The following is a 13662-nucleotide window of genomic DNA, read 5'->3' as shown; positions in this document are numbered from 1 at the left end:
CGGCAGGGAGCCGCAAGTGACTGACAGTTCGCCCTTCTCGCTCGCGGGATCGGTCGCGGCCGTGGTCGGGACCAGCCCGAACATCGGCACGGGCATCGCGCTGCGGCTCGCCGCGGCCGGCGCCCGGGTGGCGTGCGTGGACCGGGACGCGGAGCTCGCCGAGCACGCCGCGGCCGAGGTCCGCGCCGTCACCGGCGCCGAGACCCTGGCGGTGACCTGCGACGTCACCTCCGAGGACGCGGTGGCGGCGGCGGTGGCCCGCGTCCGGTCCGGGCTCGGCCTGGTCGACGTGCTGGTCAACGGGCCCGTCGTCTACCTGGAGAAGGGGATCAGGGAGATGTCGCTCGCCGAGTGGCGGGCCCAGCTGGGCGTGCTGCTGGACGGCACCTTCCTGTTCACCAAGCACGTGACCGAGGCGCTCATCGAGGCCGGGCGGCCGGGCGCGGTCATCAACCTGGTGTCCACGGCCGGCCACCAGGGCGAGCCCGGCAACATCGGCTACACCACCGCCAAGGGCGGCGTGGTCAACATGACCCGGGCCGCCGCGATGGACCTGGCGCCGTACGGCATCCGGGTCAACAGCCTCACCCCGACCGCCACCGATCCCCGCCAGGGGATCGAGCGCGGCCGGCGGTGGGGCGTCACCGGGGTCGCCGGCGCCCATGTCGCCGCCCTGGACGTCGCGGCGGCGCAGGTCCCGCTCGGCGCGCTGCCCACGCCGGCCGACTACGGCGACGCGGCGGTGTTCCTCGCCTCCCCCGCCGCCCGCATGGTGACCGGCGCCGATCTGCGGGTGGACGCCGGCTCCCTCGCCAAGTACTGGCGGCAGAAGCCGGGAGGCGGGGCATGAGCGGGCGGACGGCGCCGGCCGCGGTGCCGCCCGGTCGCCGCGAGCGCGAGGTCGCCGCGGGCCGCTGGCGCGACCGCATGATCGACGGGTACGTGGCGGAGGCGGCCGAGCGCCGGCCGGACGCGCCCGCCGTGATCGACGGCGACGTCACGCTGACCTACGCCGAGCTGGAGCGGCGCGTCCGGGCCACCGCCGCCTCGCTCCAGGATCTCGGGGTGGTGCGCGGCGAGGCCGTCTCGTGGCAGCTGCCGAACTGGCACGAGGCCTGCGTCCTGCACCACGCGGTGCTGCGGATCGGCGCGGTCAGCAACCCGATCGTCCCGATCTACCGGCGGCGCGAGCTGGCCTACATCCTGGCCGAGGCGCGCAGCAGGGTGTTCGTCATGCCGGAGACCTTCCGCGGGTTCTCCCACGTCGACATGCTCGCCGAGATCCGCGGCGAGCTGCCGCTGCTGGAGCACGTCGTGCCGTGCCGGGGCGGCGGGAGCTCCTTCGATGACCTCTGCGCGGGCGACCGCGCCCCGGCGCCGGTGGACCGGACGGCGGACGACCCGATGCTGCTGCTGTTCACCTCGGGGACCACCGCGCGGCCCAAGGGCGCCGTCCACACGCACAACACCCTCGACTACGAGAACCGGAGCATCATCGACGTCTACGGCCTCACGCCGTCCGACGTCGTCTTCATGCCGTCGCCGGTGTCGCACATCACCGGCCTGCTCTACGGGCTGCAACTGCCGGCGATGCTCGGCACCGCGGTCGTCCTCCAGGACGTCTGGGAGGTCCAGGAGGGGCGCCGCCTGATCGACCGGCACCGCTGCACGTTCACCGTGGCCGCGACGCCGTTCCTGCACGACCTCACCTACCGGCCGGACCCCGGCGGCCTCGACGTCTCGTCCATGCGCGTGTTCGCCTGCGGCGGGGCCGACGTGCCGCCGGGCCTGATCAGGGACGCCCGGGAGCGGCTCGGCTGCGTCGCGTCCCGGCTGTACGGGTCGACCGAGTTCCCCACCCTCAGCACCACCGGCCCGGACGACCCGCCCGAGAAGGGCGCGGTCACCGACGGGCGCGCGATCGGCGCCGCCGAGTTCCGCGTGGTGGACGACGGCGGCCGCCCGGTGGCGGCCGGGGAGGTCGGGGAGCTGCTGGTCACCGGGCCGGAGCTGTTCCTCGGCTACCGGCGCGCCGAGGACGACGCGGACGCCTTCACCCCGGACGGCTGGTTCCGCACCGGGGACCTGGCCGTCCGGGACGCCGACGGCTACCTCACCATCCGCGGCCGCAAGAAGGACATCATCCTGCGCGGCGGCGAGAACATCAGCGTCACCGAGGTCGAGGCACTGCTGTTCGACCATCCGCGGATCGCCGAGATCGCCGTGGTCGCGATGCCCGACCCGGTCATGGTCGAGCGCGGCTGCGCCTTCGTCGTCCCGCGGCCGGACGCGGGCCCGCCGCTCACGCTCGCCGACCTGGCGGGCTACCTGATCGAGAGGGGCGTGGCCAAGCAGAAGATCCCCGAACGGCTCGAACTCGTGCCCGGGCTGCCCAGGACGCAGTCGGGCAAGGTCCAGAAATTCCGGCTGCGCGACACCGTCCGCGCCAAGCTCGCGTCCGAGGGCGTCATCGCCCCCGCGGACGCCTAGAGGGGGACGAACGACGATGACCCGCTACGGCAGGGCGGAGGCGCGCGAATGGGCGCGCGCCGAGATGAAGGGCGTCTGCAACGTCATCATCCCGTCCTACACCGCCGATCTCCGGGGGCTCAACGAGGCCGGGATCCGGCACGACGTGCGCCGCGACATCGAGCTGGGCTTCAAGGGCGCGCTGATGGTGAGCGAGACCGCCCTCAGCGCCGACGAGTACGTCCAGATGGTCGAGTGGGCCGCCGACGAGGCCGCGGGCCGCCTGGTGCTGTTCTTCCACGCCGCGTTCAACACGCTGGAGGAGAACATCGCGGTCGCCAAGCGCGCCGAGGAGGCCGGGGCCGAGATGGTGCTGCTGTCCTACCCGCCCTCGTTCTACCCGACGTCGTTGCGGCAGGTGTACGACTACACCGAGGCGTTCTGCGCGGAGACCGGCATGGGCGTGATGCTCTTCCCGGTGCCGCTGTGGGGGTTCGAGCGGCTGCACCCGGCGTCCATCCCCGTCGAGATGCTGGAGGAGATGGTCGAGACCATCCCGAACGTCGTCGCGATCAAGGCGGAGGGCGGGATGCCGGCGATCGCCGGGTTCACCGAGACCTGGAACCGGCTCTCCGACCGGGTCGTGGTCACCATGCCGCTGGAGCAGCAGGCCATCCCGCTGGCCACCGTGCTGCCGCTGCAGCTGATCGCGACGTCGAACACCGAGTGCCTGGGCGGCGCCGTCCCGGCCATGCTCGACCTGTGCCACCAGGGCCGTCACGCCGAGGCGATGGAGCTCTACTGGCGGGTCGACCCGGGGCGCCGCGCCAACGACCGGATCGGCGTGGCCGGGACGAACAGCGTGCACCGGATGGCGTGGAAGTACCAGGCGTGGCTGACCGGTTTCAACGGCGGCCCGCTGCGGATGCCCACGCAGCGGCTGGTGGCCCCGCAGATGGCCGGCTACCGCGCCGCCGCGCGCGAGGCGGGCGTCCTCACCGCGACCGAGCCCGACGAGGCGTTCTTCGTCGGCCGCAACCCCGCCTGAACCGCGATCCGGCCAATCCGGCCAATCCAGCCTGAGCCGCGTCCCCTCGAACACATCGGAGGTTCATCATGGCGCTCGTCCAGGAGTTCGGCTACGCGGTGTGCGGCGTGCCCGACCTCGACGCCTCGGTCGACTTCTTCCGCACGGTCTGCCAGCTGGAGGTGTCCGAACGCCGCGACGGCACCGTCTTCCTCACCGGTGGCGAGCAGCACGCCTGGCTCCGGCTGGAGCGCCGCCCGGAGCCGGAGCTGATCCGGCTCGGCTTCCGCGTGACCGGTCCGGACGCGCTCAGCGAGGTCACCATGCGCCTGGAGGACGAGGGCGTCGCCTGGGCCGAGGGCGGCACCCTCCGCGACGACCGGGTCGCGGGCGCCGTCCGGTTCCGCACGCCGCAGGACATCGAGGTCGAGCTGTACGAGGAGCAGGTCGTGCTGGCCGCCTCCCCCGCGCCCGACCGGGGGCTGGAGCGCGTCCTGCACACGGTCGTGGCCACCGACGACGTCGTCGCCGGCCGCGACTTCTGGAAGCGCACCATGGGCTTCCGGCGCTCTGACCAGATCGAGGACCTGGTGGTGTTCCTGCGCTGCGGCGACGGCTACCACCACAGCATCGGCCTGGCCAAGGGCGAGCCTGGGCGGCTCGACCACATCTGCCTGCTCGCCGACGGCATCGACACCGTGGTCCGGTTCCGCAACCACGCCCGCGCGCACCACGTGAAGGTGGGCGACCTGGTCCGGCACACCGCGTCCGGCTCGGTGTCGGTCTACCTGCAGGAACCGTCGCTGGGCATCGGCGTCGAGATCTGCGCCGAGCACGAGGTGATCACCGACGAGTCCTACAACGGGCGGCTGCTCATGGCGGGGCCCGTGACGGCCGACCGGTGGAGCGTCGGCTTCCCCGACGCCGCACCGGCCGGCACCGTCTTCGGGCGGGGCGGCGGCACCGCGGCGGGCGACGCCGTCTCCGGCGCGGGACGCTGACGCGGCGGCCGGGCCACGCGCCCGGCCGCCGGGCCGCGACCGGCTACAGCGCGAGCGAGACGTACTTGGTCTCCAGGTACTCGTGCATCACGTACCTGCCGCCCTCGCGCCCGTAGCCGGACAGCTTCATCCCGCCGAACGGCGCCTGCCCGGTGGAGGGCGCGCCGTCGTTGACGCCGACCACCCCGTACTCCAGCGCCTCGGCGGCCCGCACCACCCGGCCGAGGTCGCGGCTGAACACGTACGCCGCGAGCCCGAACGGGGACGCGTTCGCCCGGCGCAGCGCCTCCTCCTCGGTGTCGAACGCGGCCAGCGCCGCGACGGGGCCGAACGTCTCCTCGTTGAAGATCAGCATGTCGTCGGTGACGCCGTCCAGCACGGTCGGCTCGAAGAACCGGCCGCCGGGGCCGCACGGCGAACCGCCGCGCAGCAGCCTCGCGCCGCGCGCCACCGCGTCGTCCACGTGCGCCCGCACCTTGCGGAGGGCCGCCCCGTCGATCAGCGGCCCGACGTCGACCGCCTCGCTCAGCGTGCCGCCGACCCGCAACGCCCCGACCGCCGCGTCGAACGCCGCCGTGAACTCCTCGCGGATGCCCCGCTGCACGTAGATCCGGTTGGCGGCGATGCAGGACTGGCCGTTGTTGCGGAACTTGGCCCGCAGCACCCCCGCCACCGCCGCGTCCAGGTCGGCGTCATCGAAGACGATCACGGGGGCGTGCCCGCCCAGCTCCAGCGAGAGCCGCGTGACGTTGCCCGCCGACCGCTCGATCAGCTGCCGCCCCACCTCCGTGGACCCGGTGAACGACACCTTCCGGACCCGCGCGTCCGCGAACACCGCCGCCGCGAAGTCAGGCCCCGGCGCGGTGACGACGTTGACGACCCCGGCGGGCACCCCCGCCTCGACCGCCAGCCGTCCCAGCTCCAGCGCGGTGAGCGGGGTCTGCGGCGCCGGCTTCACCACCTGCGTGCAGCCCGCCGCCAGCGCCGGCCCCAGCTTCCGGGTGATCATCGCCAGCGGGAAGTTCCACGGGGTGATCGAGGCGGTCACCCCGACCGGCTGCCGCAACACCAGCACGCGCTTGCCCTCGTGCCAGGACGGCACGGTCTCGCCGTACACCCGGGTGGCCTCCTCGGCGGCCCAGGCCAGGAACGACCGCCCGTAGGCCACCTCGCCGCGGGCCTCGCCGATCGGCTTGCCGCCCTCCCTGGCGATCAGCTCGGCGAGCTCCGCGGACCGCTCGGACACCAGGCCGGCGAACCGGCGCAGCACCGCGCCCCGGTCGTCGGCGGTGCGCGCCCGCCAGCCCGGCAGCGCCGCCGCGGCGGCGCCGATCGCGTCGCGGACGTCGGCCGCGGTCGCCTCGGGCACCTCGGCGAGGATCTCGCCGGTCGCCGGGTCGTCCACCGCGATCGTCCGGCCGCTCTCCGGCGACCGCCACACCCCGTTGATCAGATTGCGCGTCTCCATGCGGCGCATCGTGACCGCGCGCCGTTATCCCGGCCGTCACCGCGAGACGGCCGGTTCCGGTCCGGCGGGTCCAGGTAGGAACGGCTTCGGACTCCGCCGCGAGCGTCCCGCCTGTACCGTGGAGCGCCCGCAGTGAACGCAAGGAAGGCTGGGCGCTCCGTGAGAGAGATCGAGGGCTGGGTACCGCGCGACATCGACCTCGTGACGCCCAACGTCGCGCGCATGTACGACTTCTACCTCGGCGGCAAGGACAACTACGAGGTCGACCGCGAGGCCGCCGCGCAGATCCTGCGGGTCGCTCCCTTCACCCCCGTCCTGGCGTACGCCAACCGCGCGTTCCTGCGGCGGGCGACGCGCTGCCTCGCCGCGGCCGGGATCAGCCAGTTCCTCGACATCGGCACGGGACTGCCCACCCGGAACAACGTGCACGAGGTGGCCCGCGAGGTGGCCCCCGGCTCCCGGGTGGTCTACCTCGACAACGATCCGGTGGTCGTGACGCACGGCCAGGCCCTCATCAGCGGCGCCAACGGCACGCTCGTCCTCGAGCACGACCTGCGGAAGCCGGAGGCGATCCTCGGCGACCCCGCGATCCGCGGGTTCCTCGACTTCGAGAAGCCGATCGGGCTGATGCTGCTGTCGGTGCTGCACTGCCTGACCGACGAGGAGGGCGCCTTCGCGTCGGTGGCGACGCTGCTCGACGCCCTCGCCCCGGGCAGCCATGTGGTGGTCTCGCACATCACCGGCGACGACGATCTGACCGCTAACTCCGTGGCCGTCTACAACAGCGCCAACACCGACATGACGCACCGCACGCGCGAGCAGCTGCTCCGCTTCTTCGACGGGTGCGCGCTGCTCGACCCCGGGCTGGTCCGGCTCGACCAGTGGCGGCCGGACGCCGGCACCGAGACCATCGGGCAAGGCGGCGACTACTTCCAGTGCGGCGTCGGCCGCCTCATCTGATCGCGATGCTCCGCAGGGCCAGTTCCGGTGCCGTCTTCTCGGCCGCCTCGGGGGGCCGGCCGCAGACCAGGACGGGGACGTCGCGGAGCAGGTCGACCGTCGCGGTCGCCGCTCCGGGGCCGTGCGGGCCGTGCCAGGCCAGCTCCACGGCCGCCGACCGCCCGCCGGGGGCGATCTCGGTGCGCGAGGAGGTCAGCCGGTGGGCCGACCAGTCCCAGCCGAACCGCTCGAACAGCTCCCGCTCGGCCACCTGCGCCCACGCGTCCAGGGCGAGATCGCCGCGGTAGTGGCCGCGCAGCGGCGGCGGTCCCGAGCGGCGCACGATCGTGTCGAGGGTCCCGGTGTCCAGGAAGCCCCAGGCCCGCCCGTCCGGCAGGGTGAAGCCGGTCGGGGCGAAGCGGTGGCCGCTGGTGTGGCTGCATCGGCGGACGCGGACGTCCGGCCAGGCAGCGGCCACGTCCAGCACCAGGCGGGTGCCCAGCCGGCCGCAGCAGCCGTCGCGGGCGCCGTGCCCGCACAGCAGCACCTCGGCGGGCGCCTCCCGGCGGCCCGCGTCCGCCTCCGGGGCTTCGACCAGGTCGGCGAGGTGCCCGGCGGGCACGAGGTGGTCGGTGCCGGCGAAGCGGCCGGTGCCGGCGTCGCGGCGCCAGACGGTCACCCGCGTGCCGGACCCTTCGCCGGGGCCGCCGTCAGCGGGCCGGACGGCCAGCAGCCGGGTGCGGCGCAGGCCGCGCCGCCGGAGGCCGGCGAAGACCGGCAGCTCGGTGACGTCCCGCGGCCAGGGCGGCGGCACCTCGACGAGCACGAGCGTGTCGCAGGTCGGCGCGGTGCCGATCGGGTCGATCCCCTGTGCCCGCGTCCAGGGCGCGCACCGGTGGGACAGGGTGGGCGACGTCGTGTCCAGGCTCACGGGCGGGCGCCTTTCATGGGGGGATGGTATCGATCGGCTCCGCGGCGTCGTCCGGCGCCCTCCCCGGGGGACCCGAAGGGAGAATGGCCAAAATTGTGGTGATTTATTGGGAAATAGCTTTCCGTCACGGTGGGCACTTTTACCCCAGCGGACCGTAGCGTCGAAGGGAGGCGCGGAGAGGGGGCCGGCATGCCGGAGAAGACGGCGTACGAGCCGGGCGAGCCGAACTGGATCGAGATCTCCAGCCCGGACGTCGAGGCCGCGACGGCGTTCTACGGCGGCCTGTTCGGCTGGTCCTCCTACAGCGTCTCCGACCCGTTCGTGGGCGACTTCACCATCTTCACGCTCGGAGACGTGACCGGCCCGGAGGTCGCCGGGCTGACCTCCCTGGCCGACGACACCGTCAGCGCCACCTGGACGTGCTACTTCACCGTCCGGGACGCGTCGAAGGCCGCCGATGCGGTCCGCCGGGCGGGCGGCCGGGTCTACATGGAGGCCACCGACGTGGCGCATCTGTGCCGCGTGGTGCTCGCCGCCGACGACCAGGGCGCGGGCTTCGGACTGTGGCAGCCCCGCGCGCTCGCGGGCTGCGGCGTGGTCGGCGAGCCGAACACGGTCAACTGGATGGGCCTGGTGAGCCGGGACACCGCCGCGGCCCGGGACTTCTACCGCCGCGTCCTGGGCTGGAAGGAGCCCACCGTCGCCCAGGGCCTCCTCGTCGACTCCGTCTACGAGTGGCGGATCGCCGACGGGCCGGTCGCGTTCATGGTGCTCGCCGACGAGGAGCTGCTGGACGACGACCTGCCGGCCTTCTGGCTCCCCTACTTCGTCGTCGCCGACTGCGAGGCGACCGTCGCCGCGGCCAAGGCGCTCGGCGGGTCCGTGATCATGCCGTGCACCGACACGCGGTACGGGCCGTGCGCCGCCGTCCAGGACCCGGCGTCCGCGCCGCTGGGCCTCTTCCAGCGCCGCCCATGAGATCGGGCGCGCCGATCCGGCCGGCGACCGGCTACTCCTGCGCGCGGTAGCGCGCCCTCAGCTTGGAGGACGCGGCGTCGACCACCTGGCCCTGCACGCCGGGCTGCATCTCCCAGTGCCACGAACGCAGGTGCTCGCGCGACAACCGCTCCGCCTCGTCCGGGTCGCCGCGTTCGATCGCACCGGTGATGCGTCCGTGCGCCGACAGCACCTCGCGCCGCTCGTCGAGGCTCAGATAGTCACCGGCCTCGTTCAGCGCGTCGGTGAGCGTGAGCTCCCAGGTCTCCTCCTGGGCCGCCCAGAGCGATCCCAGGCCCCGCAGGACCAGCTGCAGCGTCTGGTTGTCGTTGAACGAGCTCAGTACCTGGTGGAACCGGCGGGACGCCCGGGTGAACTCCGCGGCGTCGTCCACCTGCCGCTCGGCCTCGGCGAGCAGCTCGCGCAGGACGGGGACGACGACCTCGCCGCGGTCCGGGCGCATGGCGCAGCACGCCGTGCTCAGCGGTTCGAGCATGGTGATCGCGTCTCCGAGATCGGACACCTTCACCCGCGCCGCCTGCAGGGCCAGCCCGAGGGCGTAACCGGCGCTGGAGGCGCCCGGCGCGTGGATCTCGGCTCCCCCGACGCTGCCCCGGCGGACCGTGATCAGCCCCTCGTTCTCCAGGATCCGCAGCGCCTCGCGCACCGACGGGTAGCTCACCCCGAACTCGGCGACGAGCTCGTCCTGCTTGGGCAGGAGGGAGCCCGCCTCCAGGTCGGCCGCGAGAATGCGCGCCCGCAGCTTGCCGGCGACCTGTTCGGCCAGGCGGAGCTGCCTGGGCCGTCCCCGCCGGGGGGCTCGTGACGAAGGAGGCGGGGACACCATGGTCACAAAGTTAACAGATACGGCTTGAAATGCTGTTAGGAGCTGGTAAAAGCCGTCAGGGCTTGTAGGCGATGCCGCCGTACATGGCGATGTCGGCGTCGTCGACACGGCCCACGTCGACGTGATCGGGACGCCATTTGTGGATCTGCACCACGCCCGGCTCCTCCAGCTCCAGCCCTTCGAAGAAACGCTCCGCCTGGGCCAGGGTGCGCCATCGGAGGGTCTCGCCGTGCGAGTGGTACACCTCCTGAACCCGGGCCAGCACCTCGGGCGCGAAGTCGTCGGTGGCGATGGCGGCGGCGAAGTAGCTGCCCGAGGGCAGCACGTCCACGATCCGCCTCACCACCCGGTAGGCCTCGTCGTCGTCCTCGATGAAGTGCACCATGGCGATCAGCGACAGCCCGACGGGCCGGCTCAGATCCAGCGTCTCGAGCAGCTCGGGCGCGGTGATGATCGTCTCGGGCTCGCGCATGTCCGCCTGGATGTAGGCGGTCCGCCCCTCGGGGGTGCTGGTGAGCAGCGCCCGGGCGTGGGCGAGCACGATGGGGTCGTTGTCGACGTAGACCACCCGGGATTCGGGCGCGATCGCCTGGGCCACCTCGTGGAAGTTGGGCGAGGTGGGAATTCCGGTGCCGATGTCGAGGAACTGCCGGATGCCCTTGTCCGCCGCCAGATAACGGGCCACGCGGTGCATGAAGGAGCGGTTGGCCTGCATGTGGATCCGCAGCGACGGCCACACCTGGAGGGTGGCGTCCCCCGCGGCGCGGTCCGCCGCGTAATGGTCCTTGCCGCCGAGGATGTAGTCGTAGATGCGCGCGCCGTGGGCCCTGTCGGTGTGCAGGTCCACCCCCTCCGCGCCCGCTCCCCCGCTGGCCGGGGTGCCGCCCGGTGCACCACCGTCGGTTTCGCTCACGACTGTTCCCCTCTGGTCACGCCATGCTCCCGCACCACAGGATAAGGCTATTCTCCCGTTACAGAGAGGTTGTCCTGAACGCGTTGAGGGCGGCTTTTTGCCATTCCGTCAGCCGTCCGCGTCGGAAAATCTCCTGGCCAGATCGCGATGCCTGTCCGCGGCCTGCCTCGCCCGGTCGGCGCCGATGGGCGATCCGGGCATGCCGCCCAGGCGCTCGACCTGATCCGCGAAGCGCAGGTGCTCGGCCCGCGCGTGCTCGCGGCAGGCGAGGCAGGTGACGTTGCCCGGACGCGGAGAGGTCATCGCGTACGGCACCCGCAGCCCGCATCCGGTGGTGACCACGCTCGGCAGGTCACCGGCCAGACCGAACGCGGAGGCCATCAGGTCGCGGACGGCGGCATGGCGACGGACCACCTTGACCTCGACATGGATGTGCGGATCGTCCCCGCCCATGGAGCCCTCCCGCGCCCTCACGCCACGGCTGCCGGACCGACTTCACGATCAGTCTGCCACGCGACCCGCGCCTCGGGACCGGCTCAGCCGCGCCCGTGCCGCCGGACGGTCAGGACGGCCGACAGCAGCGTGCGGGTGTACTCGTGCTCCGGGTCGCGGCGGACCCGCCGCCACTCGCCGGTCTCGACCGCGACGCCCTTGTAGAGGACGACGACCCGTTCGGCCAGCGCGGACACCGTGGCCATGTCGTGGGTGATGAGCAGGTAGGACAGTCCGAGGCGGTCCTGCAGCTCGCGCATGGTGTCCAGGATCCGGCCGCGGACCGACAGGTCGAGGGAGGCGGTGGGCTCGTCCAGCACCACGAACTCCGGCTCGGTCACCACCGCCCGCGCGATCCCGGCGCGCTGCTGCTGGCCCCCGCTGAGCTCGCGCGGGTAGCGGTCCCACAGCCCCGGGTCGAGATGCGCCAGCTCCATGGCGTGCTCGGCGCGCTCGCGCCGCTCGGCGGGCGCCAGCCGGGGGAAGTGGACCTCCAGCGGCTCGGTGACCGACTGGCCGAGCGTCCGCCGGGGGTTGAGCGCCAGCTCGGGCTCCTGCAGGACGATCGAGGTCTTGCGGCGGAACTCGGCCAGCCGCTCGCGGCCGAAGCGGGCGAAGTCCTCGCCGCCCGCCAGCAGCCGCCCCCGGTCGATCGGCTCGGCGCCCAGGCAGATCCGGCCCAGCGTGGACTTGCCCGAGCCGCTCTCGCCGATCAGCCCGAGCGTCGTGCCGGGCTCGACGGTCAGCGACACCCCGCGGACGGCCTCGACCGCGTTCCGCCCGCGCCCGTAGGTCTTGTGCACCTCTTCCAGGACGAGCCTGCTCACGACGCCTCTCCTTCGCTGCCGTCCGTGTCCTCCAGGTCGCCGGCTCCGGCGGCCTCGACGAGGGACCGCGTGTACTCGTGCCGCGGGGCGGCGAAGACCTCGCCGACGGGGCCGTCCTCCAGCACCCGGCCCGCGCGCATGACGTACACGCGGTCGCAGTAGTGGGAGACGACGCCCAGGTCATGGGTGACGACGAGGACGCTCTTGCCGTCCTCGTGGCAGATCCGGCTGAGCAGGTCGAGGATCTCGCGCTGCACGGTGACGTCCAGCGCGGTGGTGGGCTCGTCCGCGACCACCAGCTCGGGGGCCAGCAGCAGCGACATCGCGATCACCACGCGCTGGGCCATGCCGCCGCTGAGCTGCCCGGAGTGCCCGGCCAGGACGCGCCGCGGATCGGCGATCTCGACGCGCTCCAGCATCTCCAGCGCCGCCCGGTCGGTCCACGCCCGGCTCCTGCCGTGCGCCCTGCCGACCTGCCGGAACTGCCGGTCCAGTCGGACGACCGGGTTCAGCGCGCTCCACGGCTGCTGCGGGATGAACCCGATCCGCGCGCCCTTGAGGCGGCGCAGCTCCCTGGCGGGCAGGGCCTGCAGGTCGGCGCCGCCGAACTCGGAGGTGCCCGCGGCGAGCGTGCCGTTGCGGGGCAGCATCCGCAGCGCGGCGCGCAGCGACACCGACTTGCCCGACCCGGTCTCGCCGATGATGCCGACGAACTCGCCGGCGCCGACGTCGAACGACACCCCGTCCACGACCCGCGTGGTGCGGCCGTGCCGGGCGAAGTCCACGGTCAGGCCGCGGGCGGCCAGCAGCGCCGCGGACCCGCCGTCCGCCGCGGCGCCGTCCGCCGCGCGCGGGCCGGGAGTGCTCGTCACCTTCACTGGATCTCCTTGGCGAAGTACGCGTCGAGGCTGTCGGCGATCAGGTTGAACGCGACGATCGCCCAGACCAGCGCGAGGCTGGGGAACAGCACGGGCCACCACTGGCCGCCGGTGATCCCGGTGGCGCCGGACTGCACCATCGCGCCCCAGCTGGGGGTCGGCGGGGCGATGCCGAGGCCGAGGAACGACATCGCGCCGATCGCGCCCAGGGCGAGCGCGCCGCCGACGCTGGCCTGGCTCAGCACCGCGCCGCTGACGTTGGGCAGGATGTGGCGGCGCAGCACGTGCCCGCGGCGGGCGCCGATCACCTCGGCGAAGAACACGTACCGGGACTCGCGGATGTGCAGCGCCTCCGCCCGGGTCAGCCGGATGAACCGGGGCATGTTGAGGATCGCGATGGTGAGCACCAGGACCGCCGTCCCGCCCCCGCTGATCTGGACGATCACCAGGATCAGGATGAGCAGCGGGAACGCCTGGAAGCCGTCCACCAGCCGCATGATCGGTTCGGCGAACCGGTTGCGGGTGCCGGCGACCAGTCCCAGCAGCGTCCCGGCCAGCAGCGCGACCAGCGTGCCGCCCAGCGCGATGGGCAGGTCGGCGGCCCCGGCCGCCAGGGTGCGGACGAACACGTCCCGGCCCGAGGAGTCGGTGCCGAACCAGTGCTCGGCGGAGGGCGCCTTGAGGACCGCGTCCACGTCGATCGCGTCGGTCTCGGCGCCGAACCGGGCGGCCAGCGCGCCGCCGAACAGCAGCACGAGCATGCCCAGCCCGATCCAGGCGCCGCGCAGGGCGCGCCGTGCGGCGGGCCGTTCCCGTTTCCGTGTGCGGACCGGAGCGGCGGCGCCCGCCCCGGCCGTCGTCGCCGGCTTCATGG

14 protein-coding genes are annotated in these 13662 nt (G+C 73.4%); 6 read left to right on the top strand and 8 right to left on the bottom strand.

All coding sequences use genetic code 11. The annotated features are described in order from the left end of the window. The first annotated feature begins 16 nt into the window (after positions 1-16). The 4 genes from ACZ466_RS38820 to ACZ466_RS38805 all read left to right on the top strand — a co-directional run bounded on the left by ACZ466_RS38820 (position 17) and on the right by ACZ466_RS38805 (position 4497). Positions 17-850 carry an SDR family NAD(P)-dependent oxidoreductase gene (locus ACZ466_RS38820; RefSeq protein WP_378290064.1) on the top strand — a complete coding sequence of 278 codons (834 nt, stop codon included), beginning with the start codon at positions 17-19 and terminating at the stop codon, positions 848-850. Further along, complete coding sequence (locus ACZ466_RS38815; RefSeq protein ID WP_378290061.1) at positions 847-2490, top strand: AMP-binding protein; 1644 nt, start codon at positions 847-849, stop codon at positions 2488-2490. The genes ACZ466_RS38820 and ACZ466_RS38815 overlap by 4 nt, the downstream gene beginning before the upstream one ends. Before the next feature lie 16 nt (positions 2491-2506). Continuing rightward, complete coding sequence (locus tag ACZ466_RS38810; RefSeq protein ID WP_378290059.1) at positions 2507-3517, top strand: dihydrodipicolinate synthase family protein; 1011 nt, start codon at positions 2507-2509, stop codon at positions 3515-3517. 68 nt (positions 3518-3585) lie between these two features. Beyond that, positions 3586-4497, top strand: a complete 912-nt coding sequence (locus tag ACZ466_RS38805) for a VOC family protein (protein ID WP_378290057.1) — start codon at positions 3586-3588, stop codon at positions 4495-4497. A 43-nt stretch (positions 4498-4540) separates the two neighbouring features. Here ACZ466_RS38805 and ACZ466_RS38800 read toward each other — a convergent pair whose 3' ends face one another. Next, positions 4541-5965, bottom strand: coding sequence for an NAD-dependent succinate-semialdehyde dehydrogenase (locus ACZ466_RS38800; protein ID WP_464041853.1), 1425 nt, complete (start codon positions 5963-5965; stop codon positions 4541-4543). Between the two features lie 159 nt (positions 5966-6124). Between ACZ466_RS38800 and ACZ466_RS38795 the strand changes: the two genes are divergently transcribed. Further along, a complete protein-coding gene (locus ACZ466_RS38795; RefSeq protein ID WP_378290053.1) occupies positions 6125-6925 on the top strand; it encodes an SAM-dependent methyltransferase in 801 nt (266 codons plus the stop codon). Here the strand turns inward: ACZ466_RS38795 and ACZ466_RS38790 are convergent. Continuing rightward, positions 6918-7835 carry a sucrase ferredoxin gene (locus ACZ466_RS38790; protein WP_378290051.1) on the bottom strand — a complete coding sequence of 306 codons (918 nt, stop codon included), beginning with the start codon at positions 7833-7835 and terminating at the stop codon, positions 6918-6920. The two genes, ACZ466_RS38795 and ACZ466_RS38790, sit on opposite strands and share 8 nt — an antisense overlap. A 189-nt stretch (positions 7836-8024) precedes the next feature. Here ACZ466_RS38790 and ACZ466_RS38785 point away from each other — a divergent pair, with 189 nt between their 5' ends. Then, complete coding sequence (locus tag ACZ466_RS38785; protein ID WP_378290049.1) at positions 8025-8813, top strand: VOC family protein; 789 nt, start codon at positions 8025-8027, stop codon at positions 8811-8813. Between the two features lie 31 nt (positions 8814-8844). Here the strand turns inward: ACZ466_RS38785 and ACZ466_RS38780 are convergent, their stop codons facing one another. The 6 genes from ACZ466_RS38780 to ACZ466_RS38755 form a co-directional block, all read right to left on the bottom strand. Further along, complete coding sequence (locus ACZ466_RS38780) at positions 8845-9678, bottom strand: FadR/GntR family transcriptional regulator (RefSeq protein ID WP_378290047.1); 834 nt, start codon at positions 9676-9678, stop codon at positions 8845-8847. A 55-nt stretch (positions 9679-9733) separates the two neighbouring features. Then, positions 9734-10591, bottom strand: a complete 858-nt coding sequence (locus ACZ466_RS38775; protein ID WP_378290045.1) for an SAM-dependent methyltransferase — start codon at positions 10589-10591, stop codon at positions 9734-9736. A gap of 108 nt (positions 10592-10699) precedes the next feature. Then, complete coding sequence (locus ACZ466_RS38770; RefSeq protein ID WP_378290043.1) at positions 10700-11044, bottom strand: hypothetical protein; 345 nt, start codon at positions 11042-11044, stop codon at positions 10700-10702. Positions 11045-11127: 83 nt separating this feature from the next. After that, positions 11128-11910 carry an ABC transporter ATP-binding protein gene (locus ACZ466_RS38765; protein WP_378290041.1) on the bottom strand — a complete coding sequence of 261 codons (783 nt, stop codon included), beginning with the start codon at positions 11908-11910 and terminating at the stop codon, positions 11128-11130. Then, on the bottom strand, positions 11907-12788 hold the full coding sequence (locus ACZ466_RS38760; protein ID WP_378290039.1) for an ABC transporter ATP-binding protein: 882 nt from the start codon (positions 12786-12788) through the stop codon (positions 11907-11909). The genes ACZ466_RS38765 and ACZ466_RS38760 overlap by 4 nt, the downstream gene beginning before the upstream one ends. Then, entirely contained in the window at positions 12785-13660 is an 876-nt protein-coding gene (locus ACZ466_RS38755) for an ABC transporter permease (RefSeq protein WP_378290037.1), read from the bottom strand. The genes ACZ466_RS38760 and ACZ466_RS38755 overlap by 4 nt, the downstream gene beginning before the upstream one ends. Between the last annotated feature and the right edge of the window lie 2 nt (positions 13661-13662).

The sequence above is a fragment of the Actinomadura rugatobispora genome, from assembly GCF_055379765.1.
This window is presented reverse-complemented; position numbering and strand designations above follow the sequence as displayed.